The organism is Dolomitihabitans soli, assembly GCF_022213955.1.
Taxonomy (GTDB): Bacteria; Actinomycetota; Actinomycetes; order Streptosporangiales; family Streptosporangiaceae; genus Streptosporangium_A; species Streptosporangium_A soli.
Genome location: NZ_JAKNTW010000002.1, coordinates 653067 through 678506 on the forward strand (window position 1 = coordinate 653067; position 25440 = coordinate 678506).

Genomic DNA, 25440 nt, shown 5'->3' on the forward strand with positions numbered 1-25440 from the left:
AAGGCCGCGCCCTGCCGGGGCGCGGCCTGAATTAATGTGGGACCACGATCAGTACGCCAAGGGGGATCGTGGGCGACCTGCAGCGGCTCCGTGAGCTGAACTCCCTCGCCAGCCTGCGCGTGCTCAGGGGCGAGGAACCACTGACCCTGAGCGAGCTGGCCCGGCGGACCGGCATGTCCAGGGCGTCGATCGGCGACGTGGTGGCCGGGCTGCTCACCCGTGGCTGGGTCGACGAGCTGGAGCCCGCGCCGGGCGGCATGGGCCGTCCGGCCAGGCGCTACCGGTTCAGGGCGGACGCCGGCCACGTCCTCGGCCTCGACATCGGCAAGCACGAGGTGCTCGCCGGGCTCGCCGATCTGGAGGGCGCGGTGGTCGCCACCGCCCGCGAGCCGATGCCCGCCGTACAACCCGGCGGCCTGCCCGGCGCCCGGTCCAACGACGACCGGCTCGCCGTCGTCGACGCCGCGGTCACCGCCTGCCTGTCGAGAGCGGAACTCGCCGCCTCCGACATCTGGGCCGTGGGCGTGGGCAGCACCGGGGTGGTCGACCGGCACGGGCACGTCGTGCTGGCCGCCGCGCTGCCCGGCTGGTCGGAGGTCGACCTGGCCGGCCACCTGCGAGCGCGGTTCGACTGCCCCGTGCTGGTCGAGAACAACAGCAACCTGGGCGCGCTCGCCGAACACCGGGTGGGCGTGGCCCGCGGCGCTCTCGACGTCGTCTTCCTGCACGCCGGTCTCAGCTCGGGCGCCGGTCTGATCATCGGCGGCCGGCTGCACCACGGGTTCAGCGGCGCGACGGGCGAGGTGGGCGCGCTGGAGGCGGTCCGCTGGAAGTCGATGACCGGACATCTGGCGACGTATCCCGTGCCCGAGGGCACTCCCCCCGACCGGATCGCGGGAGAGGTGTTCGCCGCCGCGCGCGCCGGTGACAGCGAGGCCGTCGCGGCGGTCGGGCGTTACGCCGCCGACCTGGCCGTGGGCACCGCCGCCATGGTCCTCACCCTCGATCCCGAACTGGTCGTCCTCGGCGGCGGCTACTCACGCGCCGGCGACGTGCTGCTCGGCCCGCTCCGGCAGGCCCTCACCCCGCTCTGCCTGCGCCCGCCGGAGATCCGGGTCTCGTCCCTGGGCGAGGAGTGCGTGGTCGTCGGGGCCGCCCACCTGGCCCTGGACCACCTGGAACGCGAGATGCTCTCCCCCACCGGCCCACTCGCCGACCCGGTGGCCCCCCGCGAGGCGGGCTGAACCCTCCCGCGTCCGTGAGCCGCGCCGTTCTCGTCTACATCGAGGCACGGGCCGGCCCCCCGGCACCCGGTGGGGTGCGCACGCGCGGTCGCCGCGTCAGCCGGTCGGATGGTCCTCCAGCAGGCGGGCCAGGGCCGCATGCTGGTGTGGCGGCAGGGCGGGATCAGCAGCGGCGTACGCGCGCCTGGCCAGCTCGGCCGCCGCGGCGGCTCGGCCGAGGAGCGCCAGGGCACGGGCGGCGTAGTACAACACGGTGGCGTCGTCGGAGTGCGGCCCGCCGGGGCCGGCGCTGTGGGCCGGAGCATGGGTTTCCAGAGACTCGGCGGAGAGGACCTCCGTCAGGGTGGCGGCGGCCGCCTCAGTTAGGCCGAGGTTGGCCAGAGCGAGCGCGCGGGCGGCGCGAGTGGTCGGGCGCGGGGGGCGGCGCAGGCGGTCGAGATCGCGTAGCGCGGACGCGGGGTCACCGATGTCGGCCCGGATCTCACCGCGCAGCCGTAGTGCCTCCTCCAGCATGCTCTCGGCGGCGAGCACCCCGTCGAGCACCGCCATCGCGGCTTGGGGATGGCCGCTACCGAGCAGGGACACGGCGAGCTCGGTCTGCACGGTGAGGTCGTTGGGCACCCGCTGAACAGCCGACCGGAGCTGCTCGACGGCGGCCTGGGCGCGGCCGCGGCGCAGGAGCAGGCGGGCGATCGCGGCCAGTAACCGCCCCACGGCGGGGGCGTCCTGGAGCGCGCCGTACAGGTCGGCGGCAGCGTGGTAGCGCTCCTCCGCACGCTCCCACTCACCACGATCGTGGGCGATGTTGCCCAGGAAGGACTGCGTCTCCGCGCGCAGCCGCAGCTCGTCGTCGCGGCAGATGCCTAGAGCCTCCTGGGCGCGCTGCTCGGCCAGGTCGAGTTGTCCGTCCGCAAGAGCCAGGGAGGCCGCACGCAGATAGTCGTGCGCATCGGCCTGGTGGGGGGCCAGGCGTGCACCGGGGGCGTCGGCCTCGCCGAGCAGGATCGGCTGGATCAGGCGATCGTGCTGGAGCTCGCACCAGCGCGACCCCGAGCGCATCTCGGTCTTCAGGATGTGGCGGTCGATGAGTGCGTGCACGACCGGATTGGGCATGCCCGCGGTGCTGCTCATGCCCTCGTAGGCGGTGTCGCGCCGGCCCATCTCGGTGATGAAGGTCTCGCGCAGCCAGGACCAGAGCCTGGCGGCGGGCACGCCGTACGCCTCGGACACCTCGGCGAGGGCGCGTTCGCAGAACGCGGCCAGCGTGTGGTCGACATCGGCGTGGCGGGCGATGTGCTCCCTGGTGATGACGCGCACACCGGCGGGCAGCGACTCCCAGAGGGTGGAGCAGATGACCTGGAGCTGGGTCGGTTCCACCTCGTCCGTGCTGATCGTGCTCCGCTCTCCGAGGGCGCTGGTGACCGTGATGGTGCTCAGATCGCGCACCAGGCTGCTGGCGGCGCCCGGCGCGAAGGAGCGCCCGGTGCCGGCGAGTGGGCCGCTGACGGCCTCCAGCCCGGCGGCCGGACTGAGCATGGCGAGTTTGAAGCGGGCGCGGAGACCACGGCCGAGCAGGCCCTCGTAGGGCAGCACCTCGGCGATGTAGTCCTGCCTGACCGACACCAGCAGACGGACGTCGGGGCACTCCTGCAGAGCATCGGCGAGCTCACGGATGAACGGGTGGCGGTAGCGCTCACGGTGCCTGAAGTCGCTGAAGATCTCCTCGAACTGATCAATCGCCACCAGCACGGGAACCGGGTCGCCGTAGCGGTCGAGGCGCATGGCACGGCGGCGCAGAAAGTCGGCGATGGTCAGGCCGGAGAGCTGGATGGGCGACTCCGCCGGCGACCACGACGACAACAGCGCGAAAGTATAGGGGTTGTGCTCGGGAAGCGCGGCCGTCGGGAAGGCGGATCCGTGCGAGACCCGGCCGGTCGGCAGCACGTCGTAGCGCGCGGGGTCGATCGCGGGCAGCACTCCGGCGTGCAGCACGGAGGTCTTGCCCACCCCCGACGGGCCGAACAACACGGTCAGCAGGTTTCCCGACCACAACGTGGAGATCTCCTGCGACTCCCGTGTCCGGCCGAAGAACCGGGCCCGGTCGTCCGCCGAGAAGGAGCGGAGTCCCACGTAGGGTCGCGCTTGCTCTTCATCGGGCGTGGTCGGGGGAATCAAGGGACCGCCGTTGATTAGGGGACCGACACGTGGATCACTTTCGGATCCGACCTTCATCATTTTAGATGCTGGACAAGCGAAAGGTCATGCAATCACCACCGCCTCCATGGCCGAAATTCCGGGGTCCTGGAACCATCATTATGGACCGGCTGAAAAACATGAAGAATCATTTCTCCATTCCGTGGCCGGGCGAGTGCGTATGCTCGGGCCATGCCTCGTAGGGTCCGGGCCGCCACACGTCCGGCAGGCCCGCGGCTGTTGTCCATGTGGGCCGCGTTCAGCCTCGCCACCCTGGCGTCCGCGGCGGCCCTGACCGGTGTCATCCTGGTCGGTGTGCGGGTTCTCGGCGTCACCGCCGTCAAACCCGAGGCCCAACTCTCGGGCGCCACCATGTTCGACCTGCTGAAGATCGCCTTCGCGGTGGTGGCGGGGGCCGGCGGCCTGGTCGCACTGGTCACCACCTACCGGAGGCAGCGGGTCAGCGAGGCGGCGGAGTCACGCGAGGCGACCGCACTGTTCAATGAGCGGTTCTCCACGGTGACCGACAAACTCGGCCACGACAGGGCGGCGGTACGACTGGCGGGCGTGCACGGCCTGGCCGGGCTCGCTGACGACGCGCCGAACCACGAACTTCGCCAGACATGCATCGACGTGCTGTGCGCCTACCTTCGTATGCCGCAGGAGCATGACGAGGACGGCGCGAGCGGGCGGTCCGACCGGCAGGTGCGGCACACGGTGATCCGGTGCATCGCGGCGCACCTGCGAACGGGCGCGGCCGTGCCGTGGCGGAAGCACGATTTCGACTTCACCGAGGCGGTGTTCGACGGCGGTGATCTCTCCGCCGTGGTCTTCGATGGCGCGGTCGGCTTCACACGCGCCGAGTTCCGGTCAGGACGGACGAGTTTCGAGGGAGCGATTTTCCGGGGTCCTCGCACCGATTTCGACGGTGCCGGGTTCGGCGGCGGGGATGTCCGATTCGACGGGGCGACTTTCTCCGGCGGCCGAGTGACGTTCATCGGCTCGGATTTCCGCCATGGACGCGTTTCCTTTGCCGGTGCGAAATTCGTCGGAGACTTCGTCTCCTTCGACGGCGCGTCCTTCTCCGGAGCGGAGGTGGACTTCCGTGCCGCGACGGGGACTCCCCCGGCCGGCGTGGTCACGGTAGGACGGTCAAGCCCTGACGTGAGCCTCCCCCGGGAGTGGCTCACGCCTGGCGGCTGAGCCGTTTGCGCAGATCGTCCTGAAGCCTCCGCACCTCCTTGGCGACCACGTGGTCGGGGGCGAGCGCGGCGGCCGACTCGGCGGCCTGCAGCGCTTGAGGGTAGTCAGCGATGGCGTCGAGGGCTTTGGCGCACTCCAGCAGCGCCTCGAAGCTGTCCGGATCGATGGCGAGGCTGCGCCGGTAGGCGGCCAGGGCCTCCTGCGGCCTGCCCGCTTCGGCCAGACACGCACCCAGCGCCCTTATCGGGGTGGGGTCGTCCGGGCTCAGCTCCACAGCCCGAGTGTGCAGACGGACGGCCTCGCCGTACCGGTCGGACCCGGCTTGCGCGCGGCCGACCGCGTCGTGCCGGGCCACGCCGGCGGCGAGTGTGCCGAGCGCGGTGAGCATACCGCTCTGCCGGAATTTGTCGCCGGCCGCCTCAGCCTGGCCGAGCGCGATCCGATAGTGCCGTGCCGCCTGGTCGTCAACGCCCTCCACCTCGGCCATCAGGCCGAGCAGGGCGTGCAGGTCGCCGGCAGCGACGGTCTCCGGCACGATGTCCAGTCCCAGTTCGCACCGGTGCCTGGCCGCCTCGACGGCACCCTGCAGCCAGGCGTCCTCGGCGGCGAGAAGATGCCGGTCCATCGGGTGTGACACGCCCTGCTCGGCCGCCGCGGCCCGCTGCGCCGGCGCCACCAGAAGGCTGTGGTTGAGGCCGTACCACAGGCAGCCGAGATGGTGGTGGGCCGCGAGCACCTGGTGGTGAACGAGCGCGGTGAGGATGCGGTTGGGCATACCGCGCGTCGCCGCGGGGCCCCTGAGCGCGTAGCGAGCTCCGCCGCCCTGGTCGACGAAGGCGGCCGCGATCCAGCGCCGCAACGTCGCGGCGGGCATCGACAGGTCGGCGGCGGCCGCCTCGGTCCTGCGCCGGTACCAGGCGTAAAGGTCCGTTCTCGCCTCGCCGATCCGGGGCAGGTGGTGCGCCTCGATCTGCCGCAGATTGCCCGGCAGTTGATCCCAGCACGTGACGCAGACGGTCTGCAGCCGCATCGGCTCGACGGTGTCGGTCGGCACGGGCGCGAGGGAGCCCAGGCTGTCGTCGTAGTAGATCGTCGACAACTCGGTGGCGAGTCGCTCGTCGAGGCCGGTGGCGAAGAACCGGCCGTGTCCGTCGAGCGGCCCGACGATCGCCTCACGCGCCTCGTCACGGGTGAGCGGCAGCAGTCGCTGGCGCTCGTAGTGACGCTTGAGCAGGTCCTTCTCGTACGCGAGCAGGTCGGCCAGGTGCTCCTCGCGCAGCAGAATCAGCACGTGCAACTCGGGCAACTCGTCGAGGGCCGTGAAGAGCTGGTCGAGGAAGACCCCGCGCTGCTTCCAGTGGCTCGGGTAAGCGGTGAACAGTTCCTCGAACTGGTCGATGGCCGCGAGTATGGTGACGTTGTCGCCGTACTTGTCCTTGGGGCGCGAGACGCCGCGCAGGTAGTCGGTCAGCGTGAGATTGCGGAGCTGGGCCGCGGACTTCTTCGGGCACCAGTACGACAGCAGCGAGCAGGCGTGCACGTTGCCGAGTCCCTGCGCCGGGGCGGCGGCGCCGGGACCAAGGGCCACCCGTCCGACGGGCAGCAGCTCGACCGAGTCCACGTCGATCGCCGGGATGATCCCGGCGTGCAGCAACGAGGACTTCCCCGATCCGGCGGGGCCGTACACCGCCACTATCCGGCTGGCGGTCCACTTGTCGCGGATGTCGAGGATCATTCTGCGGGCTCGCCCGCAGAAGACCGAGCGGTCGCGCCAGCCGTACGGCCGCGGGCCGATGTACGGCTGGGCGCGGCCGGCGGGGAGGGTCACCTGTGGCCCTCCGTCCGAGCCCGAAGCTCGTCGCAGAATTCCGCGGCGGTTCCCCAGAATATTGATATGCGAAGGTCGCTGAGATAGTGCGCGAAATAGCGCTCCATGCTCGTTCGAGCCTCTGGCGAGGAGTTCGCGGCGGGCACGAAGACACCCACGTTGCGTCGTCTGCGCAGCTGAAGCGGGGCGTTCAACAGGCCGCGTAACAAGAACTTGAAAGTCCAGTCGCTCACGTTGTACCCGATGAACAGCAGCGGCTTGTCGATCAGGGCACGGCGGACACTCGCGGGTAACAGGCCGGTCCCCCCGGCGGCGCGGTCCTCGGTCACTCTGACCAGGAACTCGATGTAGTCGTCCTCGGTCAGCACGAGCGACTTCGGCGAACTCAGGTGGCCGTGCAGATGGTAGACGAGCGGCCGGTCGGCCCCTGGATCGCTGTCGTCGTCGCCGGCCCGCCAGGCCGCGCTCTCGAAAGGGAATACGATGTCCTCGTACCACCGGCAGACGTCCTGCCGAACACTTTTCCCGGCGGCCTCCAACGCCTTTACCATGAAATTGTCATAGTTTGTCGTCAGGTAGACGGATATAGGATAATTCGCCAGCGTTTCGTGAATACCCAGCGCATTCGCGGCGTCCGGCGAAGACTCGTCCTGCAGACTCAGGCTGACACCTTCCTTGATGAAGGTGGTGTCGTGCTGAGCAGCCGCGTACTGCATGACCCGGGCGAGGTTGTTCTTGTCCGCGAACGGATAGTCATAGGTGATGGCCCACCTGGCGGCGAGTTCGCCACCGGTGGGCAACAGACCCGCGGTCGAACCCGCCCCGATGAGCGGTGTGCAGTCACCGTTCCGCAACTGATCGATGAGCCGATGCCAGTCGCTCTCATCCATCGCGGGCTCCATATAGGGAAAGAGGTGTCCCCGATTATCCGCTGCTGGGAAGCGGTTCGGGAATAGTCACCGGCGGTGGGATCGCCGCGTACCGGGACGACGGGACAGGTACGCAGGAGCCCCTGGCCGAACCCCCGGTGGCCTGGGCGTTGTCAGTCGTTCGCGCCGGGGTCCGGCACGCGGTCGACGCTCTGGTTGAAGCCGGCGATGGGCTCCGTATCGCCCCGGCTCGGATCGAGCAGGCGGCGAAGCCCCAAGGCGAGGCTGGAGTCGTCGATCAAGGCAAGATCGCGAAGCGAAAGCCCGGAGATGTCGATGAGAATGTCGGCCTCGGTAGGATCATCTCTCATGCGAGCGGCTCCTTATCGCCATCATCGTGATTTCCGACCGGCCGCCGAAGTCGGACGCCAAGCACAGCCGTCTGACGCTGAGCCCGAATATCCGTGGTCGGCCAACCCCGCCTAACCGTTTCTTTACGGATACCCGGAATTAGGGATTAGTGTAACCCCGCCACCTTCCTCCAGGCTACCTTTTTCCGCATTCCCTGAGAAATAAAAGGCTAGATGTCCTCTATGCATGCCCCCATGCCGGTCAACCTTTAGGATGTCGGTACAGGGGGGCTGTGTCACGAGGAAACGCGGAGGCGGAATGTGACCGTTTCACAGTCGGCCGAGTCGGCGCGGCCACCCGGAAGGGCGCCCGTGGTCTGGGGAAAGATCCCCACCAGGAACGTGAACTTCACGGGCCGACAAAGACTCTTCGAACGATTGCGCGAGAGCATCGCCACCGACGTGACCGCCGTGCTGCCACACGCCCTGCACGGCATGGGCGGCGTCGGCAAGACCCAGGTGGCGATCGAGTACGCCCATCGCTACCGCGACGAGTACGACGTCGTCTGGTGGATCTCCGCCGACCAGTCCCTCCTGGTGAAGTCCTCGCTGGCCGCGCTCGCCAAACCGCTCGGCCTGCCCGACGCCGGTACGGCGGGCGTCGAGGACGCCGCGAGCGCCGTGCTCGATGCTCTCCGCCGCGGCGAGCCGTACGCGCGGTGGCTGCTCATCTTCGACAATGCCGACCAACCCGAGGACATCACCGACATCATTCCGCACGGTCCCGGCCATGTGCTCATCACCTCGCGCAACCATCGCTGGCAGGCCGTCGTGGACACGGTCGCGGTCGACGTCTTCAGCCGCGAGGAGAGCCTGAAGTTCCTGCACAAACGGGTGTCGAAGGCCATCGACCTCGACGACGCGACCAGGCTGGCCCAGGAGTTGGGCGATCTCCCCCTGGCCCTGGAGCAGGCCGGCGCCCTCCAGGCTGAGACCGGCATGTCCGTGGACGAGTACCTCCGGTTGCTGTCCGAGCGGGCCGACCAACTCCTGGCCGAGAGCAAGCCGATGGAGTATCCGCTGTCCATGACCGCGGCCTGGGCGCTGTCCGTCTCCCGGCTCACCGACCGGCTGCCCGAGGCCGTCGAACTGCTGCGTTGCTGCGCGTTCTTCGGCCCCGACCCCATCCCGCGCGACGTCTTCCTGCCGGGTGTCAAGGTGATGAGCCCTGGCCTGCGCGCCATCCTGTCAAACCCGATCCTGCTCAGCCGGGCCATCAAGGAACTCGGGCGTTTCGCCCTCGCCCGAATCGACGGCACCGCGCGAACCATCCAGGTGCACCGGCTGATCCAGGCCCTGCTGCGCGCCGAGTTGCCCTTCGAGGAGCAGGAGTTGTACCGGCACGAGGTGCACCTGCTACTCGCCGGCGCCTCTCTCGGAGACCCGAACGACGCGGTGGCCTGGCCGAAGTACACCGAGTTGCTGCCCCACATCACGCCCGCCGGGGTCGCCCAGTGCAACGACGCCTCGGTGCGTTTGCTGGGCCACAACATCGTCTACTACCTCTACCGGTCGGGCAGCTACCAGCTCTCCCATTCCTTCCTCAACGCCTTCCTGCAAAAGTGGACCGAGGACTCCGGGGCCGACCACCTCGACGTGCTGATCGCCCGCCGCCACCTCGGCAGCGTCCTGCGCGAGATGGGCGACTACGCCGCCGCCTATGAGATCGACCGGGCGAACCTCGACAGGATGAACGAGGTGCTCGGCCCCGACCACGAACAGACGCTGGTCCTGTCCCAAGGGCTGGCGGCCGACCTGCGGGCCAAGGGCGACTTCCAGGCCGCCCGCGAACTCGACGAGGAGCTCTGCCTCCGGCACGAGACGGTCTTCGGCAGGGCGCACGGCGAGACTCTTCGCGCCATGCACAACCTCGCCATCGACCACGGCCTCAACAGCGACTACCGGGCGGCCAGGGACTTACACGAGGCCACCTACCTGCGGCAACGGGAGGGCGGCAAGAGCATCTTGCAGATCGACGTGCTGACGTCGTGGAACGCCCTGGCCCGCGCCGTACGGCTGTGCGGCGACTACGCCGAGGCGCGCGACCTCGGCGAGGACGCCCACGCCTACGGGGTGCAGGAGTTGGGCGCCGAGCACCCTTGGACACTGCGCACGGTCAAGGATCTATCCATCGCGCTGCGCAGAGCCGGCTCCATCAACGAGGCGAAGGAACTCGCCCGCGACGCCTACACGAGGCTGGACAGAGTCCTGGGCGCCGACCATCCCGACACAATGGCCGCCGCGATCAGCCTGTCGAACGCGCTGCGGGGAATGGGCGAGATCGACGAGGCCATGAGCATCGTGAATCAGACGCTGTTGTTGTGCCCCCACGTCTACGGTGACGACCATCCCTACACTCAGGGGTGCATCGGCAATCTCGCGCTCCTGCTGCGCGCGCAGGGCCAACCCGACCAGGCCCACGCCAGGAACACCGGGGCGCTCGCGGTGCTCGACGGGCGGCTCGGGCGCGACCATCATCTCTCCCTGACCTGCGCGATCAACCTCGCCAGCGATCTGGCGGCGCTGGGCCGCACGGCTGAGGCGTTGCGCATCGGAGAGGACACTTTGCCTCGGTTGCGGGCGCTGCTGACCCAGAACTACTCGCTGACCCTCGCCTGTGCCGGCAACATGGTGCTCGACCTGCGGGCGGAGGGGCGGACGGACGAGGCGGACGAGCTCTTCGAGGAGACCAGGAACGCCTTCGACCGGACAGTCGGACTCGGCCATCCAGACGCCGAGGTCGTGCTCCTCGGACACCGCTTCGACTGCGACTTCGACCCGCTGCCGATCTGACCGGCCGAGCCGGGCCGCGCGTCACGGGCCCGCCATTCGGCCCGGTGGCGGGTGGCGTCCGCGCCAAGCGCGTCACATCGCGTTACGGGCCCGCCATTCGGCCAGGTGGCGGGCGGCTTCCGCGCGTCCGCGCGCCGTGGCGTCGGCCGGGACGGGGTCGTCCCGCCAGGACCTCAGCATCTCACCCATACCCGCGACGAACAGTTTGCCACGGTCGGTCAGTCGGCCGCTTTCCGCTATGAGGTCGACGACGGATTCGGCGGCCGTGCGCCAGCGAGAGAACTCGGCGTGCATGTGCAACGCCGTATCTCCCTGTTCCAGAAAACGCTGCCTGCGCAGGTATCCGCTGACCCCGAGGAAGGCGTAGGCCCCTTGCAGCAACCCGCCGAGCGGGCGGGGATCACTCCGCCAGGGGGCGTAGTAGCGGCGCCCGTCGTCGGAGAGGAGCAGCGGGACGACGTCCAGCAGAGCGGACAGTTTCGCGTGCTGGATCTCGTGGGCCAGGGTGACACCGAAGGCCAGCGCGTTCTCCGGCGTGGAGAGCGCCACACAGCCGAACGCTTCCCGTGAGCTGCCGCTGATCTGGTCGCCGGGCGTGGAGGCGAGTGGGGTGAGCACCCGGGAGGCGACGGTCAGCTCCTCAGCCGTGGTCCGGTGGTGCTCGGCGAGCACGGCCCACGCCTCCCACAGGTGTGAGCGCCATACGGCCAGCTCCTGCTCGGCGAGACGGTGGCCGGTAACACGGCCGCCCGGCATGCGGAAAGGGTCGAGGTCGTCGACGATCAGCGTGATGGTCAGTCCGCCGGCGGTCGCCGACAAGCGACGCAGCGCCTGCCAGTGCGGAGTGTCGCCGCGCCCGGCCATCGGAACGCCGGTCGTGAAGCCTCCCACCGTGACGGTGGCCGCCCCGCCGTCGCAACTGACGTGGGCGCGGTCCGCCCCAGCGGGTAGCACCACCTGGCCCAGCGAGGGCAGCATGACGCGAGCCCCTTCGGCGGGTACGGCGATGGCGCAACGCGTGCCCGCGGCGATCGCGGCAGCGGCGGCGACCGAGCACAGCCGGGCCGGGTCCTGCGCCGCGGCGCGGCCGTCCGCGTGCAGTGCCCGCAGCGTGCGCCATGCCCATGCGCCCACCGCCGGATGGCGGAGCACGCCGTCCACCGCCTCTGGGCTCTCCGCCTGCACACCTGCGAGCAGGTCGTACCCCTCCCTGGCCCAGGTGGCATGCGGGTGCCCCGCGTCCGTGGCCACCTTGACCACTCCCCTGATCAGCAGTAGGTGCTTGCTGTATTGCGCGGAGGCGAGAGAGCTAACCGCCGCACCCCCGCCGCCTCCCGCGGCCAGCGCGTGGAATGCCTCATCTGTCACCTTGTGGTAGTCGAGAGTCATCTGCGCCCTTCCAGCAGGTCGGCGACGTCGCGCCCGACCACATGGTGGATATAGGTGATGAGGTGGAACATGTCACGGCAGAACACCGAGGGTCCGTCGAAGCCGCGTTCCCCGTGGTAACGGTGGGCGTACAGTCCGCCACCGCACACCCGCCTGACCGGGCACGTCAGGCACGCCCCGCCCAAGGCGCGCTCACCGATCTGCCGCACCACGAGAGACGGGTGCAGCAGCACGTTGTCAAAGGTGTCATGAGCCACGTGGAACCCGGTCGCCGGCGCACCCTGGTATGCGGCCTTCAGCGTGTCGGACTGCTCGATCCCGCCATCGGTCTCGATCACGACCATCCGGGCCGGAGCCAACCCCACCGCCTCCCCCGCCGACTCACCGCCCAGCAACAGGTGGATGATGTCGGCGAACAGCCGGATCTCGGTCTCCTGGCGACGCGCTCCGTACCAGCGGTCAAAAATCGCGATCAGCCAGTCGGCGTACGGCGTGGCCGCCGGGTCGGGGAGGAACGGCGGCGGGTGGACCCAGTTCCCGTGTGGGAGCAGGAAGTCGACGGCGGGCGGCTGGAAGCCGAGCAGCGCCTCGTAGGTGCGCACCGGGTCGTTCCGAACGTCAATGGTGCACAGGATGCCGCCGAACAGGTGTGGATACTCGGCTGAGAGCAGCGAGAGCCCGGTGACCACGGCGGAGTGGCTGCCCCGGCCGTCGGGGCGGCGACGGTGACGGTCGTGGCCGGTGGCGGTGCCGTCCAGGCTGACCCCTACGCGGACCCCCAGGTCGTCGAACCGGCGCAGGAAGGCCTTGTCGAGACGTACTCCATTGGTCTGGACGCTCGCACCGACCGCCACGCCGGGGCCGACGGCCTGCCTGACCGCAGCGACGGTGTGAGCGATGAGTTCCGGCCCGGCGAGCAGGGGCTCGCCCCCGTGCAGAATCAGCTGGATCGACGACAGGCCATGAGCCTCGACGTGCTCCGCTATCCGGGCGGACAACTGGCCGACCGTGGCCTCGGACATCTTGCGCGGTTGATTCCGCCAACTCTGGTCGGCCATTTCGTACATATAACAGTAATCGCAGCTCAGATCGCATCTGCTATGGATCTTCACGATGAACTGGCGGAACGAGCTGGGCCGCCAGCCCTCCGCCTGGAGCGCCCTGATATCCAGCCGCGCACGTGGGGAGCGCTCCGGTGGCCCGATAGCCACTGACAAGCCGGACCAGCCCCCCAGCCACGCAAGAAAGGAGGGGCTTGAGCGGACCCCTGCCGTGTGATAGACGCAGAAATGATAACGCCCGAGCGACCCTTCCCACCCGATGACACGTCACGAATTAGCACGCAGCTGGCAGGCGCCCCAGGGCGACTGGGGACATTCTCGAACTTCTCCGAAGCCCTTCCCGCCGACCGGCGGTCGTAGTACCAGCCGTGACGGCCAGGGCCGGGAGCTGGGCAGCCGGCGCCCAACTACCGGGTGCGCGAGATCGGTGACGGCCCTTGCCGGCTGCTCATGCATCGTCCTCGGGCCGTCATCGCCGCCCATCGCGCGGCGCCGGCGCGGTAGATGACCCGCGGACACCGGGCAGTGCGGTGGCTGGACCTTGCCGTAGACGAGTCAGCAGAAGTCGATCAGCACTATCCAGCGATCCGCGCCATCGAATGATGATCGCCAAAGCGCGACATTCAAGACACATCTGGGCACTATCGCATCATTAGTGACGTTTGCGGAGCTACTCGCGAGTAAAACCAGCCGACATTTCAGCACCATGCATAATGCTCGCTACTGACAGCCCGCCCATTTGCCGCGTTTGATGGGTTGCTTTGTCTGAACCTTGACCCCCGCACTACTGTGTGTCCTCACACACACCAGAACCTAGTGGAAAGGAAGGGCATATCAGGTATGTCTGATCAGACAACGGCGTCGACCAGACCCTCTCCCATGAAGATCCTCTGGCGGAAGGGGTGGAAAAAGTTCACCGCCTTCGCGATAGTGGCGGGACTCGCCATCTCGGTGATCCAACTGGTAAAGGACATCGGCTTCACCGATCCGGCGGCAGCGGAGCCGTCCGCGATCATCGAGCCGGTGGAAGACGGGAGCCAAAGCCTTGAACCGTGCACCTTCGTGCGCGGGACAGGAGTTCCGGCCTCCGGGATGACGTTGGTCTTGGCGGTTATTCCGCCTGCCCATGTGAGGGCGCGGGCAGGAATCAGGTTCATCCCACTGTCACCCCTCGAGGGCCAGTGGAGCACCGTCGCCTCACTCACGGCCGACATCGACATCCCCGGCAAGTTCACCATCATGTTGATCGCGATGGAGACCGCGTTGGTCCATTTCGCGGGCGACATCGCCGGGCACTCGTGGTGGATCGCCCAGGCGATGCCGCCCGATCATGAGCGTGCGCTCATCTCGCGGACGGTACAGCGGGGACCAGGCAAGGCATCCTGCTGAACCATCGATGAGTTCTGGGCGGAGGTTAGGCCCCGCCCGCCCAGAACGTCGTGCGAAGACGAGCATAAGGAAATGGCTTGGCTTGTTGTCACCGCACGATGAACCGTTATACGGATGTATCTCGCGCGCAAGCACCAAAGCGCCATAAATGAAAACATCTTTACCTAGAAAGCCGGAGTGGTGGCTCCAAACCAGGTCAAAGCCCCAGGCCCCCATCGCGGGATGAACTGGGTGTCCTTCCTGCGATGGCTAGCCCCTGATGTTGCGGGTGATCTCGGCTATGCCGGCCTCGACGTCGGCCCGGTCGCGGGGGTTGCCCGGGGCGTCCGGTCGGGTCTGCCAGGGTCGGGGGCCGTCCTGCCGGCGATACTCCACGCCGAGGGCGTCGAGCCTGCGCTCGTGTTCCGCCAGCCGTACCAGGAAGTCGTCGTAGTCGCGCTCGGGGCCGCTCCACAGGGCCTCCGCCAGGGCCGACACGCGGGGGAAGGCCATGTAGTCGAGTACGCGGGGGGAGTCCATGTACTCGGTCCACAGGTTGGCCTGGCCGCCGATCACGCGGGCGGCGTCCGGGGTGCCTGCCAGTTCGGCGGGGACCGGCTCGAAGTCGTAGACGTCGCGCAGGGAGACCACGCTGCCGACGGGGGTGGGCTCGTCGGCGCGCTCCGACTGGCGGTAGTCGAGGTAGACCTCCGTGTTGGGGCAGGCCACCACGTCGTGCCCGGCCCTCGCCGCGGCCACCGCTCCGTAGTTGCCACGCCAGGAGGCGATCACCGCGCCGGGAGGGGCGCCGCCCTCCAGGATCTCGTCCCAGCCGTACAGCTTCCGGCCACGGGCGGTGAGGAAGTCGGCGAACTGGCGGATGAACCAGCTCTGCAGGCCGTACTCGTCGCCGAGGCCGAGGTCGCGGATGCGCCGCTGGGCCACCGGGCTCTCGCGCCACTCCTCCTTGCGGGCCTCGTCGCCCCCGATGTGGATGTGCGCGCTGGGGAACAGGTCGAGAACCTCCTCGAAGATCCCCTTGTAGAAGGCGATGGTGTCGTCCTCTACGTTGAGCACGTTCTGGGTGATGTGCCAGGAGGTCGCGACCTCCAGCGGCTGGTCACCGTGGCCGAGTTCGGGGTAGGCGGCGATGGCGGCCCTGGAGTGGCCGGGCAGTTCGATCTCCGGGACGACCGTGACGAAACGGTCCGCGGCGTAGGCGACGATCTCCCTGATGTCGTCCTGGGTGTAGAAGCCGCCGTACGGGCGCCCGTTGAAACGGCCCAGCCCCCGCCAGCCGACGGAGGTCTCCCGCCGCCACCCGCCGACCTCGGTGAGCTTCGGGTAGCGCTTGATCTCCAGGCGCCAGCCGGGGTCGTCGGTCAGGTGCAGGTGCAGGACGTTCAGCTTGTGGGCGGCGAGCAGGTCGACGTATCTGAGCAGGTCGGGCTTGGGCAGGAAGTGCCTGGAGACGTCGATCATGCATCCGCGCCAGCCGAAGCGGGGGGCGTCCTCGACGGTCACCGCGGGGATCGTCCACGGCCCGTCGCCGACCCGCCCGGCGCGGAAGACCGAGGGAGGCAGGAGTTGCCGCAACGTCTGCGCGCCGTAGAAGGCGCCGGCCGGGTCGGCCGCCTCGATCCGGACCAGGCCGGGCCGTACGGTCAACCGGTAACCCTCCGCCGGCAGTCCTTCGGCCTGGACGATCTCGATGCCGCCCGGACCGGCTTCGAGGCGGCAGCCGGTGGCCGGTCCGAGCGCGCCGCGCAGCCAGGCCGCCGCCCGGTCGAACGCGGGCACAGCGGCCAGCGGCGTCGTCCCGTCGAGCGTGAAACGACCCTCGGCGGTCTCCAGTACGGCGGGCTTGGGCAGCAGCACGAGATGTCCTCTCGACATACGATGGAGTCCATAATTTGTATGCCTCAATTAGCCACTGGAGTGACCGGTGATGTCAAGAGGTGTTCCATCTGCTGGATCTTCTCCGTAATGTCCGGAACATGGAGCGGGAGATCCTCATCGCCGGAGGCGGCATCGGCGGCCTCGCCACCGCACTCGCCCTCGCCGCGTCCGGGCACGCCACCCGGGTTCTGGAACGCGCGCCCGCGTTCGAGGAGGTAGGCGCCGGCATCCAGCTCGCCCCCAACGCCACCCGCCTGCTGGACCGGCTCGGCGTCCTCACCGCCGTCGTCGCCGCCGGGGTCCTGCCGCGCAGGCTCGTCCTCGCCGACGCGCTCGACGGTGACGAGCTGACCGCCCTGGACCTGACCGACTTCCCCGAGCGGTACGGCGGGCCGTACGTGGTCATGCACCGTGCCGACCTCCTGCGGATCCTGCACCGGGCGTGCCGGGAGGCGGGGGTCGCCCTGGAGACGGGGGCCGAGGTCGTACGGCTGGCCGACCGCGGCGACCGGGTGGTGGCCGAGTGCGCCGACGGGCGGACCTTCGAGGGCGCGGCCGGCCTCGGCGCCGACGGGCTGCACTCCACGATCCGGACGGCCTTCAGCGACGACTCCCCCGTCTTCTCCGGCTACGTCGCCTACCGCGGCGCCGTCCCCGTCGTGCCACCAGGACAGCACCCCGACCTTCCCGCCGAACCGCCGGGACGACTTACGAACCTCCACCCCGAACCGCCGGGGCGACACCCCAGCCCGCACCCCGAACCGCCGGGGCAACACGCTCACCCGCACCGCGAGCCGCCCGGCCGGCACTCCGACCCGCACCCCGAACCGCCCGGACGGCATCTCGACCTGCACCGCGAGCCGCCCGGACGGCCTGCCGACCTGCGGGACGTGGTCGCCTGGGTGGGGCCGGGGCTGCATCTCGTGCAGTATCCGCTCCGCTCGGGCGGCCTCCGCAACCTGGTCGCGGTCTTCCGCAGCGAACGCCACGAGCGCGGCGAGGACGACTGGGGGAACCCCGCCGAGCTGGACGAGCGGTTCGCCCGGTGCTGCGCGCGGGTCCGCGAGGCGATCCCCCTGCTCGGGCGCGACAACAGGTGGCCGATGTACGACCGCCCGCCCATCGCCGCCTGGGCCCGCGGACGCGTCGCGCTGCTCGGCGACGCCGCCCACCCCATGTTGCAGTACCTCGCCCAGGGCGCCTGCCAGGCGATCGAGGACGCCGTCACCCTCGCGGAGTCCCTCACCGCCACCCGCGACCTCCCCGCCGCCCTCGCCGCCTACGTCACCCGCAGATCCCCCCGAACCGCCCAGGTCCAGCGCAGAGCCAGAATCTGGGGCGACATCTGGCACGCCGACGGCACAGCCAGACTCCTCCGCGACGAACTGCTCCGCACCCGCGCCCTCGACGACCACCGCCACATCAAGTGGCTGTACGGCTGACCTGGTGGGGGGTGGCCGCCCACCGGGGGATGTCCTCCCACCCGCGCGAACCGGCGCGAGTCCTGCTCGACGCGGTCCTCGCGTGAGCGTTCGCTGACGCCGGGCGCGTGCCCACCTCCACGCCGAGGGTGGCCGACCCTTGCCCAGGTCGCGCCCCGCCCGCATCCACACGCTTGCGGCCCCGGCTTGTGCCTCAGCTATTCAGTGTTGCTAGATACCAGTAGTCAGTGTTACCGTGTACTGGTAGTCAGCAACATTGAGTAGCTGAAAGGAGGTGTCCCATGGGCAAGCAGGTGACGGAGATGCTCAAGGGAACGCTGGAGGGCATCGTCCTCGCGATCCTGGCCATCCGGCCCGCGTACGGCTACGAGATCACGGCGCGGCTGCGGGATCAGGGCTTCTCCGACATCGCCGAGGGCACCATCTACGCGCTGCTCGTCAGGATCGAGCGGCGCGGCCTGGTCGACGTGGAGAAGATCCCGTCCGAGAAGGGGCCGCCACGCAAGGTGTATTCCCTGAACGCTCAGGGACGCGAATATCTCGAAGAGTTCTGGAGGACCTGGAGCTTCCTCGCGGAACGGCTCGAACAGCTCCGCGAAGGAGGTAACTAGCCATGGACACAGGATCGAACGAGCCGAAGAGCCGCTATCGGCAGTACCTGGAGGTGGTCACCGGACCGCTCGAGGACAAGAGGCGCTGGCGGCAGTACAAGGCGCGCATCAGAAACCTTCCCGAGAACTATCGCACGGCAGTCGAAGCGCTGGAGCGGTACCTGATGCACTTCGGGCCGGGGGACGGCGCCGACGCGGCTTTGATGTTCGAGGACCTCGCCGATCTGTTCGAGCAGAGCGCGGCGGACGGAACCCCGATCCGCGAGATCTTCGGAGAGGACCCCGTGGAGTTCGTCGAGGCGTTCGTGCAGAGCTACTCGGTGGGCCGGTACATCAGCCGGGAGCGGGACCGATTCACCAGCGCCATCGCGCGCGCCGCCGGCGAAGACACCGGAAATGAAGAGAGGACCGTCTGATGACGGCACAGCAAGCCCAGGCGATCCATGTGCAGGGCCTGAAGAAGTCGTACAAGGAACTGCAGGTGCTGCGCGGCGTGGACTTCGAGGTGGCGCGGGGCAGCATCTTCGCCCTGCTCGGCTCGAACGGGGCGGGCAAGACCACGGTCGTGAAGATCCTGTCCACGCTGCTCAAGGCCGACGCGGGGACGGCCCGAGTCAACGGTTTCGATGTCGCCACGCAGGCCGCCGACGTGCGGGAGTCCATCAGCCTCACCGGACAGTTCGCGGCGGTCGACGAGATCCTCACCGGGCGGGAGAACCTCGTGCTGGTCGCCCGGCTGCGGCACCTCAGCAATCCGGGCAAGATCGCGGATGACCTGCTCAAGCGTTTCTCGCTGACCGACGCGGGCGCGCGGAAGGCGTCGACGTACTCGGGAGGCATGCGCCGCCGCCTCGACATCGCGATGAGCCTCATCGGCAATCCGCCGGTCATCTTCCTCGACGAGCCGACGACCGGGCTCGACCCCCAGGCGCGCATCGAAGTGTGGCAGACCGTCAAGGAACTCGCTCACCGGGGTACGACGGTGCTGCTCACGACGCAGTATCTGGACGAGGCCGAACAACTCGCCGACCGGATCGCGATCCTCCACGAGGGCCGGATCATCGTGAACGGCACCCTCACCGAGCTCAAGCAACTGCTGCCGCCCGCCAAGGTCGAATACGTCGAGAAGCAGCCGACCCTTGAGGACGTCTTCCTCACGCTCGTCGGTGACGACGGCAAGAACGGCACGCCGGCCATGACCGCAACGTCGGCACGGACGAATAGGGAACAACGATGAGCAAGCATTTCTTCGGCGACACCGCCACCCTGCTGGGACGATCCCTGCGCCACATCTCGCGCAGCGTGGACACCATCGTCACGACCGCGATCATGCCGATCGCCATGATGCTGATGTTCGTCTACGTGTTCGGCGGCGCGATCAAAACAGGGTCGGATTCGTATGTGAACTACATGCTGCCCGGCATTCTGCTCATCACGGTTGCCTCGGGCATCGCCTACACCGCGTTCCGGCTCTTCACGGATATGAAGAGCGGTATCTTCGAGCGCTTCCAGTCCATGCCGATCGCGCGGTCGTCCGTGCTGTGGGCGCACGTGCTGACCTCGCTGGTCGCCAATCTGATCTCGCTCGTGGTCGTCGTGCTCGTCGCCCTGCTGATGGGCTTCCGCTCGAGCGCCGGAGTGCTGGCGTGGCTCGCGGTCGCCGGCATCCTGATGCTGTTCACCCTGGCGTTGACGTGGCTCGCCGTCATCTCCGGTCTGTCCGCGAAGTCCGTGGACGGCGCGAGCGCGTTCTCCTTCCCGCTCATCTTCCTGCCGTTCCTCAGCTCGGCATTCGTGCCCACCGACACCATGCCCGGCCCGGTGCGCGTCTTCGCCGAGTACCAGCCGGTGACGTCCATCGTCAACACCATCCGCGACCTGTTCACCCAGCAGCCGGTCGGCACCGACATCTGGATCGCCCTCGCCTGGTGCGTCGGCCTCCTCATCGTCGCGTACATCTTCGCCATGACCACTTACCGCCGCAAGATCTCCTAGAGCCTGCGCAAGGCAGACACAGACAAGATCGTGCTCGAGGCGCCCCCGACCTCGAAGACGGGTTTGAACAGCCGGCGCAGATACCAGGCGGTCGTCCTGCGGAGTACCGCCGACCCCTGCCGTAGCCGCTCGCACGCCCGCAACCGGTCTCGCTTCGTTCCAGGCGTTTGATACGGCCCCCACCTCGGTGAAATGCGGAAACGCCGCCAGCCTTCACCTGGCCGCCATTCATTGCAACGCGGCATTGCGTTCACGCCCAGCGTAATTGCATCAATTTGTCGCCATACACCTGGAAAAATGCCTTTCGGCCGATTGACATCGATCTGAATGCAACGTAGCTTTCGAGCAACATTAGACACGTACTATCGCGAGATGAAGGAAGAGCCATGAGTGAATCCCTCCACACCATCACGCCGATGCCGGCGTCGCGTCAGCCCGGCTGCCCCTTCGACCCGCCCAAGGAGCTGATCGAGGCCCGCGAGCACGGCCCGATCAGCCGCTTCCCCTTCCCCGACGGACACCAGGGCTGGCTGGTCACCGGCTACGACCTGGTCCGGGCGGTCCTGGCCGACTCGCGGTTCAGCTCACGCAGGGAACTCATGAGCCACCACCCGCTGGTCGACTACGGCGACATCGAGGTCCCTCCGGCGCCGCCCGGCGAGTTCCTCCTCATGGACGAGCCCCAGCACGGCCGCTACCGCAAACCGCTGGTGGGCAAGTTCACCGTCCGGCGGATGCGGCAGCTCACCGAGCGCGTCGAGCAGGTCACCGCCGAGCACCTGGACGCCATGGAGAAGGCCGGGCCGTCGGCGGACCTGGTGACCGCCTTCGCCAAGCCCATCCCCGCCGTCATCATCTGTGAGCTGCTGGGCGTGCCGTACGAGGACCGGGGCTCCTTCCAAGAGAACATCGACAAGTTCCTCGGCGGGGAGGTCGGCGACGAGGAACTGATGGCGGCCTACACCGCGACCCAGCACTACCTCGCCGAGCTGGTGGCCGCCAAGCGCGCCAACCCCACCGACGACGTGCTCAGCGACCTGTTCGACAGCGATCTGACCGATGAGGAGCTGCGGGGGATCGCCCTGATCCTGCTGTCGGCCGGGTTCGACACCACCGCGAACATGCTCGCGCTGGGCACCTTCGCCCTGCTGCAGAACCCGGCGCAGCTGGCGGCGCTGCGCGCCGACCCCGCGCTCACCGACGGGGCCGTGGAGGAGCTGCTGCGGTATCTGAGCGTCGGCAAGCAGTTCGCGAGGGTCACGCTTGAGGACGTCGAGCTGGGCGGCCAGACCATCAAGGCCGACACGATGGTCATCCTGTCTCTCAGCACCGCCAACCGCGACCCCGAGCGCTTCACCGACCCCCACGTGCTCGACCTGCGCAGGCAGGACGGCGGGCACCTGGCCTTCAGCCACGGCATCCACCAGTGCCTGGGCCAGCAGCTGGCCCGCGTCGAGATGCGCGTCGCGCTCCCCGCGCTGATCAACCGCTTCCCCACGCTACGGCTGGCCGTACCGGCTGAAGAGGTCGCCCTGCGCCCGGAGACCGCCGACATCTACGGGGTCAAGAGCCTCCCGGTCGCCTGGGACGCCTGACCACGAGCCGGTGACGGGCGCGGGCGCGCACCACCGCTGTGGCTGATCGCCTGCGGTGCGCCCGTGGCGACGTCGCCGTCACGGGCGCACCCGGGCAGCGCCACAAGGAGGGACCGATCACCTGGGTCAGCCGCTACGAACGGCCGCTCCAGGGCGGGCAAAGAGACGCCAAAGCCATGCTCTAACGTGATCGCCATGAAGACGGCGGCTCGGTATCTGTGCTGGCTGGCCTGGGCGCAGAAGGGCCGGGTCGCGCTGGGCGCGACGCTGGGAACCCTCTGGATGGTGGGCCTGATGCTCCCGCCGTACCTGCTGTCCAGGGCGATCGACGACAACCTGGCGCCCGGCTGGGTGCTGGCGCTGCTCGGCGCGGGCCTGGTCAACGCCTGGCTGGCGATGGTGCGGCACCGCACGATGACCAAGATCCGGATGGACGCCAACTTCCGCACCGTGCGCGCCCTGGTCGAGCAGATCAACAAGCTGGGCGCCGACCTGCCCAAGCGCGCTTCGACGGGCGACGTGGTGACGATCGGCATCGGCGACGTCATCACCATCGCCGCCTCGCTGACGGTGACCGGCCCCGGCGTGGGCGCGGTGATCAGCTACGGCGTGGTGGCGGCGCTGCTGCTGCAGGTCTCCGTGGTGCTGGCCGTGGTGGTGCTGCTGGGCGTGCCGCTGCTGGCGATCCTGCTCGGCCCGCTGCTCGGGCGGCTGATGAAGGTGCAGAACGACTACCGCGAGAACCAGGGCAGGCTGACCACCCGCCTGGTCGACCTGATCGAGGGGCTGCGGGTGCTCAACGCCTTCGGCGGCAAGGGCACCTACGCCGAGCGGTACCGCGCCGACTCGACGAGCCTGCGCGAGCAGGGCTACCGGGTGGCGTCGCTGACGAGCTGGATCGGCGCGCTGGGCGTGGGATTGCCCGCCCTGTTCCTGGCCGCCGTCACCTGGCTGGGCGCCCGGCTGGCCGCCGAGGGGACGATCACGGTGGGCGAGCTGGTCGGGGTATACGGGTACATCGCCGTGCTGGTGGTGCCGGTCTCCTCCTTCATCGAGGGCAGCTTCCAGATCAGCCACGGCCTGGTCGCCGCCCGCCAGGTCACCCGCTTCCTCGCGCTGCGCGCCGAGGAGCGGCCCCGGCCCGCCGGGCCGGAGGTCGCGCCGGGGAGCCTGGTGGGGCTGGTCAGCGCCCGGCCCGAGGAGAGCGTGGCGCTGCTCGAAGGGCTGGGCGGGTTCGACGGCACCTCCCTGATCGCCGACCACGACGCCGCCCTGTTCGCGGGCACGCTTCGCGAGGTCCTCCAGGGCCGGGGCGAGGCGGACGACGAGGCCATCCACCGGGCCGTGCACATCGCCGCGGCGCAGGACGTGGTCGCAGGGCTGCGCCACGGGCTCGACTCGATGATCGAACCCGGCGGCCGCAACCTGTCGGGCGGCCAGCGTCAGCGGGTGCGCCTGGCCCGGGCTCTGGTGGCCGAGCCCGAGGTGCTGCTGGCCGTGGAGCCCACCTCCGCGCTGGACGCGCACACCGAGTCTCTCCTCGCCGGGCGGCTCCGTACGGCACGCGCCGGCCGTACGGCGGTCGTGGCCACCACCTCGCCGCTGCTGCTCGCCCAGGCCGACCAGGTGCTGTTCATCGAGGACGGGCGGGTGGCCGCCTCCGGCACCCACCGCGAGCTGATGGAGTCCACCCCCGCCTACCGATCGGTGCTCGGATGAACCGCGACCTGCCCATCGCCGACCGCCGGCAGGTACGGCGGGCCGCCCTACGCCTGGTCAGGCGCGACGTGCCGGGCTTCACCGCGACGCTGCTGCTCAACAGCCTCGCGGCGGCCGCGGCGCTGGTCAGCCCGTGGTTGCTGGGCCGCATCATCGACTCCATCAGCGCCGGGGACACGGTCGACCTGCTCGCCGCGATCGCCGTGGGCGCGGCGCTGGCCCAGTTGGTCCTGTCCAGGTACGCCGAGAAGATCGGCACCCGCTTCAGCGAGCGTGTCCAGGAACACATCCGCGCCGAACTCCTGGACCGCGTGCTGGCCCTGCCCGCCGCCACGGTCGAGCACATCCGCACCGGCGACCTGACCGCCCGCGGAACCACCGAAGTGGCCGTCGTCGGCCGCACCCTGCGCGACGCCGCCCCCGCGATCCTCGTCTCGAGCCTGCAGGCGCTCTTCCTGATCGTCGCCGTCTTCCTGGTCGACCCGGCCCTGGGCGCCTGCGGCCTGCTCGCGCTGGCCGGCATCGGGGCCGCCTCCCGCTGGTACCTTCGCCGCGCCCGCCCCGCCTACCTGGAGGAAGGCGCCGCCCGCTCGGAGCTGGCCGAGCACCTGGCCGCCAACGCCGCGGGCGCCCGCACCATCGAGGCCCTGGGCCTGCAGGCCAAGCGCACGCGGGCGGCGGAACGGGTGATCGAGCGCAGCCGGGCCGCCCAGCTGCGGACCCTCTTCCTGCGCGGCGTGCTCTGGCCCTCGGTGGAGGTCTCCTCGCTCCTGCCGCCCGTGCTGGTACTGCTGCTCGGCGGGGTGCTCCTGGACCGCGGCCAGGTCACGCTGGGCGCGGTCGTCACCTGCGTGCTCTACCTTCGCCAGCTCGGCCAGCCGATCGAGACGATCCTGATCTGGCTGGAGCAGCTGCAGAGCAGCGGCGCCTCCTTCGCCAGGATCGAGGGCCTCGCGACACCGGCGCGGGAAGAGGTCGCCGCCGCGGCGCCGCAGGGCGACCGCATCGAGGCGTGCGGCGTGCACTTCTCCTACGAAGACACCGACGACGTGGTGACCGGCGTCGATCTGACCGTACGGCCCGGCGAGCGCCTGGCCGTCGTCGGCCCCTCGGGAGCCGGCAAGTCCACCCTGGGCAAGCTGCTGGCCGGCATCGACCGCCCCCGCCTGGGCACGGTCACCGTCGGCTCGGTGCCCGTCGCCGACCTCTCCCCCGCCCAACTCCGTGAGCACGTCGTCCTGGTCACCCAGGAACAGCACCTGTTCCTCGGCACCGTCCGCGACAACCTGCTGCTGGCAGATCCGACGGCCGGCGACGACCGCCTGGGCAAGGCGCTGGCGGCGGTCGGCGCCGACTGGGTCGCCTCGCTCGACGATGAGCTGGGGTCCCAGTCGTCCGGCGCCACCCTCGGCCCGGACCGGGTCCAGCAGCTCGCCCTGGCCAGGGTCATCCTGGCCGACCCGCACACCGTCATCCTCGACGAGGCCACCGCCATGCTCGACCCCCGCACGGCCAGGCGCGCCGAACGCTCGCTCGCCGCCGTCCTGGAGGGGCGGACCGTCATCGCGATCGCCCACCGCCTGCACACGGCCCGCGACGCCGACCGGGTGGTGGTCATGGACGACGGCCGGGTGGTGGAGGTCGGAGCGCACGACGAGCTGGTCGCGGCGGGCGGGGTGTACGAGGCGCTGTGGAGGTCGTGGCACGGCTCGCGGAGTGTCGGCGCCGAACACGATTCTGCGCAGCGCTGACCGGTGAAGCCGGGGCACGGTCAGACCTCGGCGCCGGAGGATCGGGACGCGGGCGGTTCGTGCTCCCCGG

At 69.4% G+C, this 25440-nt stretch carries 19 protein-coding genes; 12 read left to right on the top strand and 7 right to left on the bottom strand.

What is annotated here, in order from left to right; all coding sequences use genetic code 11:
- Positions 1-68: 68 nt before the first annotated feature.
- Positions 69-1244, top strand: coding sequence for an ROK family protein (locus MBA17_RS07735; protein WP_238495586.1), 1176 nt, complete (start codon positions 69-71; stop codon positions 1242-1244).
- Positions 1245-1340: 96 nt separating this feature from the next.
- Here the strand turns inward: MBA17_RS07735 and MBA17_RS50300 are convergent, their stop codons facing one another.
- The gene (locus MBA17_RS50300) at positions 1341-3374 is read right to left on the bottom strand and encodes a tetratricopeptide repeat protein (protein ID WP_238495587.1); all 2034 of its coding nucleotides are present in this window, start codon (positions 3372-3374) and stop codon (positions 1341-1343) included.
- Between the two features lie 255 nt (positions 3375-3629).
- Here MBA17_RS50300 and MBA17_RS07745 point away from each other — a divergent pair, with 255 nt between their 5' ends.
- On the top strand, positions 3630-4640 hold the full coding sequence (locus MBA17_RS07745; protein ID WP_238495588.1) for a pentapeptide repeat-containing protein: 1011 nt from the start codon (positions 3630-3632) through the stop codon (positions 4638-4640).
- Here the strand turns inward: MBA17_RS07745 and MBA17_RS50305 are convergent.
- The 3 genes from MBA17_RS50305 to fxsA all read right to left on the bottom strand — a co-directional run bounded on the left by MBA17_RS50305 (position 4624) and on the right by fxsA (position 7708).
- Positions 4624-6468 (bottom strand): nSTAND1 domain-containing NTPase, encoded by a 1845-nt coding sequence (locus tag MBA17_RS50305; protein ID WP_238495589.1) that lies wholly within the window; start codon positions 6466-6468, stop codon positions 4624-4626. The genes MBA17_RS07745 and MBA17_RS50305 overlap by 17 nt on opposite strands.
- Positions 6465-7358, bottom strand: a complete 894-nt coding sequence (locus MBA17_RS07755) for an SIR2 family NAD-dependent protein deacylase (RefSeq protein WP_238495590.1) — start codon at positions 7356-7358, stop codon at positions 6465-6467. Before MBA17_RS07755 ends, MBA17_RS50305 begins: the two co-directional genes overlap by 4 nt.
- 152 nt (positions 7359-7510) lie before the next feature.
- A complete protein-coding gene (gene fxsA / locus MBA17_RS07760; protein WP_238495591.1) occupies positions 7511-7708 on the bottom strand; it encodes an FxSxx-COOH cyclophane-containing RiPP peptide in 198 nt (65 codons plus the stop codon).
- 351 nt (positions 7709-8059) lie between these two features.
- Between fxsA and fxsT the strand changes: the two genes are divergently transcribed.
- Positions 8060-10540, top strand: coding sequence for an FxSxx-COOH system tetratricopeptide repeat protein (gene fxsT, locus MBA17_RS07765; RefSeq protein ID WP_455432718.1), 2481 nt, complete (start codon positions 8060-8062; stop codon positions 10538-10540).
- Positions 10541-10612: 72 nt separating this feature from the next.
- On the opposite strand, the gene MBA17_RS07770 is transcribed toward fxsT, so the two are convergent.
- Together MBA17_RS07770 and MBA17_RS07775 are read right to left on the bottom strand one after the other, a co-directional pair.
- Positions 10613-11929 (bottom strand): HEXXH motif domain-containing protein, encoded by a 1317-nt coding sequence (locus MBA17_RS07770; RefSeq protein ID WP_238495593.1) that lies wholly within the window; start codon positions 11927-11929, stop codon positions 10613-10615.
- Positions 11926-13140, bottom strand: a complete 1215-nt coding sequence (locus MBA17_RS07775) for an FxsB family cyclophane-forming radical SAM/SPASM peptide maturase (RefSeq protein ID WP_455432719.1) — start codon at positions 13138-13140, stop codon at positions 11926-11928. Before MBA17_RS07775 ends, MBA17_RS07770 begins: the two co-directional genes overlap by 4 nt.
- Before the next feature lie 729 nt (positions 13141-13869).
- Between MBA17_RS07775 and MBA17_RS07780 the strand changes: the two genes are divergently transcribed.
- Positions 13870-14379, top strand: coding sequence for a hypothetical protein (locus tag MBA17_RS07780; protein ID WP_238495594.1), 510 nt, complete (start codon positions 13870-13872; stop codon positions 14377-14379).
- Positions 14380-14628: 249 nt separating this feature from the next.
- Here the strand turns inward: MBA17_RS07780 and MBA17_RS07785 are convergent, their stop codons facing one another.
- The gene (locus tag MBA17_RS07785) at positions 14629-16254 is read right to left on the bottom strand and encodes a beta-N-acetylhexosaminidase (RefSeq protein ID WP_238495595.1); all 1626 of its coding nucleotides are present in this window, start codon (positions 16252-16254) and stop codon (positions 14629-14631) included.
- Positions 16255-16355: 101 nt separating this feature from the next.
- On the opposite strand from MBA17_RS07785, the gene MBA17_RS07790 reads away from it, so the two are divergent.
- The 8 genes from MBA17_RS07790 (at position 16356) to MBA17_RS07825 (ending at position 25370) form a co-directional block, all read left to right on the top strand.
- Complete coding sequence (locus MBA17_RS07790; protein ID WP_238495596.1) at positions 16356-17699, top strand: FAD-dependent monooxygenase; 1344 nt, start codon at positions 16356-16358, stop codon at positions 17697-17699.
- 281 nt (positions 17700-17980) lie between these two features.
- On the top strand, positions 17981-18310 hold the full coding sequence (locus MBA17_RS07795; RefSeq protein ID WP_238495597.1) for a PadR family transcriptional regulator: 330 nt from the start codon (positions 17981-17983) through the stop codon (positions 18308-18310).
- 2 nt (positions 18311-18312) lie between these two features.
- Positions 18313-18726, top strand: coding sequence for a DUF1048 domain-containing protein (locus MBA17_RS07800; RefSeq protein ID WP_238495598.1), 414 nt, complete (start codon positions 18313-18315; stop codon positions 18724-18726).
- Positions 18726-19547, top strand: a complete 822-nt coding sequence (locus MBA17_RS07805; protein WP_238495599.1) for an ABC transporter ATP-binding protein — start codon at positions 18726-18728, stop codon at positions 19545-19547. Before MBA17_RS07800 ends, MBA17_RS07805 begins: the two co-directional genes overlap by 1 nt.
- Positions 19544-20305 carry an ABC transporter permease gene (locus MBA17_RS07810; RefSeq protein WP_238495600.1) on the top strand — a complete coding sequence of 254 codons (762 nt, stop codon included), beginning with the start codon at positions 19544-19546 and terminating at the stop codon, positions 20303-20305. The genes MBA17_RS07805 and MBA17_RS07810 overlap by 4 nt, the downstream gene beginning before the upstream one ends.
- A 386-nt stretch (positions 20306-20691) precedes the next feature.
- Positions 20692-21900 carry a cytochrome P450 gene (locus MBA17_RS07815; RefSeq protein WP_238495601.1) on the top strand — a complete coding sequence of 403 codons (1209 nt, stop codon included), beginning with the start codon at positions 20692-20694 and terminating at the stop codon, positions 21898-21900.
- Between the two features lie 195 nt (positions 21901-22095).
- On the top strand, positions 22096-23619 hold the full coding sequence (locus tag MBA17_RS07820; RefSeq protein WP_238495602.1) for an ABC transporter transmembrane domain-containing protein: 1524 nt from the start codon (positions 22096-22098) through the stop codon (positions 23617-23619).
- Positions 23616-25370: an ABC transporter ATP-binding protein gene (locus MBA17_RS07825; protein WP_238495603.1), complete on the top strand. Its 1755-nt coding sequence runs from the start codon at positions 23616-23618 to the stop codon at positions 25368-25370. Before MBA17_RS07820 ends, MBA17_RS07825 begins: the two co-directional genes overlap by 4 nt.
- Positions 25371-25440 lie beyond the last annotated feature (70 nt).

Bases quoted from the DNA above. Each gene is read 5' to 3' on its own strand.
- MBA17_RS07745 (WP_238495588.1), top strand. From the start codon at position 3,630: ATGCCTCGTAGGGTCCGGGCCGCCACACGTCCGGCAGGCCCGCGGCTG.
- MBA17_RS07755 (WP_238495590.1), bottom strand. From the start codon at position 7,358: ATGGATGAGAGCGACTGGCATCGGCTCATCGATCAGTTGCGGAACGGT.
- fxsA (WP_238495591.1), bottom strand. From the start codon at position 7,708: ATGAGAGATGATCCTACCGAGGCCGACATTCTCATCGACATCTCCGGG.
- MBA17_RS07770 (WP_238495593.1), bottom strand. From the start codon at position 11,929: ATGACTCTCGACTACCACAAGGTGACAGATGAGGCATTCCACGCGCTG.
- MBA17_RS07780 (WP_238495594.1), top strand. From the start codon at position 13,870: ATGAAGATCCTCTGGCGGAAGGGGTGGAAAAAGTTCACCGCCTTCGCG.
- MBA17_RS07785 (WP_238495595.1), bottom strand. From the start codon at position 16,254: ATGTCGAGAGGACATCTCGTGCTGCTGCCCAAGCCCGCCGTACTGGAG.
- MBA17_RS07790 (WP_238495596.1), top strand. From the start codon at position 16,356: ATGGAGCGGGAGATCCTCATCGCCGGAGGCGGCATCGGCGGCCTCGCC.
- MBA17_RS07795 (WP_238495597.1), top strand. From the start codon at position 17,981: ATGGGCAAGCAGGTGACGGAGATGCTCAAGGGAACGCTGGAGGGCATC.
- MBA17_RS07800 (WP_238495598.1), top strand. From the start codon at position 18,313: ATGGACACAGGATCGAACGAGCCGAAGAGCCGCTATCGGCAGTACCTG.
- MBA17_RS07805 (WP_238495599.1), top strand. From the start codon at position 18,726: ATGACGGCACAGCAAGCCCAGGCGATCCATGTGCAGGGCCTGAAGAAG.
- MBA17_RS07810 (WP_238495600.1), top strand. From the start codon at position 19,544: ATGAGCAAGCATTTCTTCGGCGACACCGCCACCCTGCTGGGACGATCC.
- MBA17_RS07815 (WP_238495601.1), top strand. From the start codon at position 20,692: ATGAGTGAATCCCTCCACACCATCACGCCGATGCCGGCGTCGCGTCAG.
- MBA17_RS07820 (WP_238495602.1), top strand. From the start codon at position 22,096: ATGAAGACGGCGGCTCGGTATCTGTGCTGGCTGGCCTGGGCGCAGAAG.
- MBA17_RS07825 (WP_238495603.1), top strand. From the start codon at position 23,616: ATGAACCGCGACCTGCCCATCGCCGACCGCCGGCAGGTACGGCGGGCC.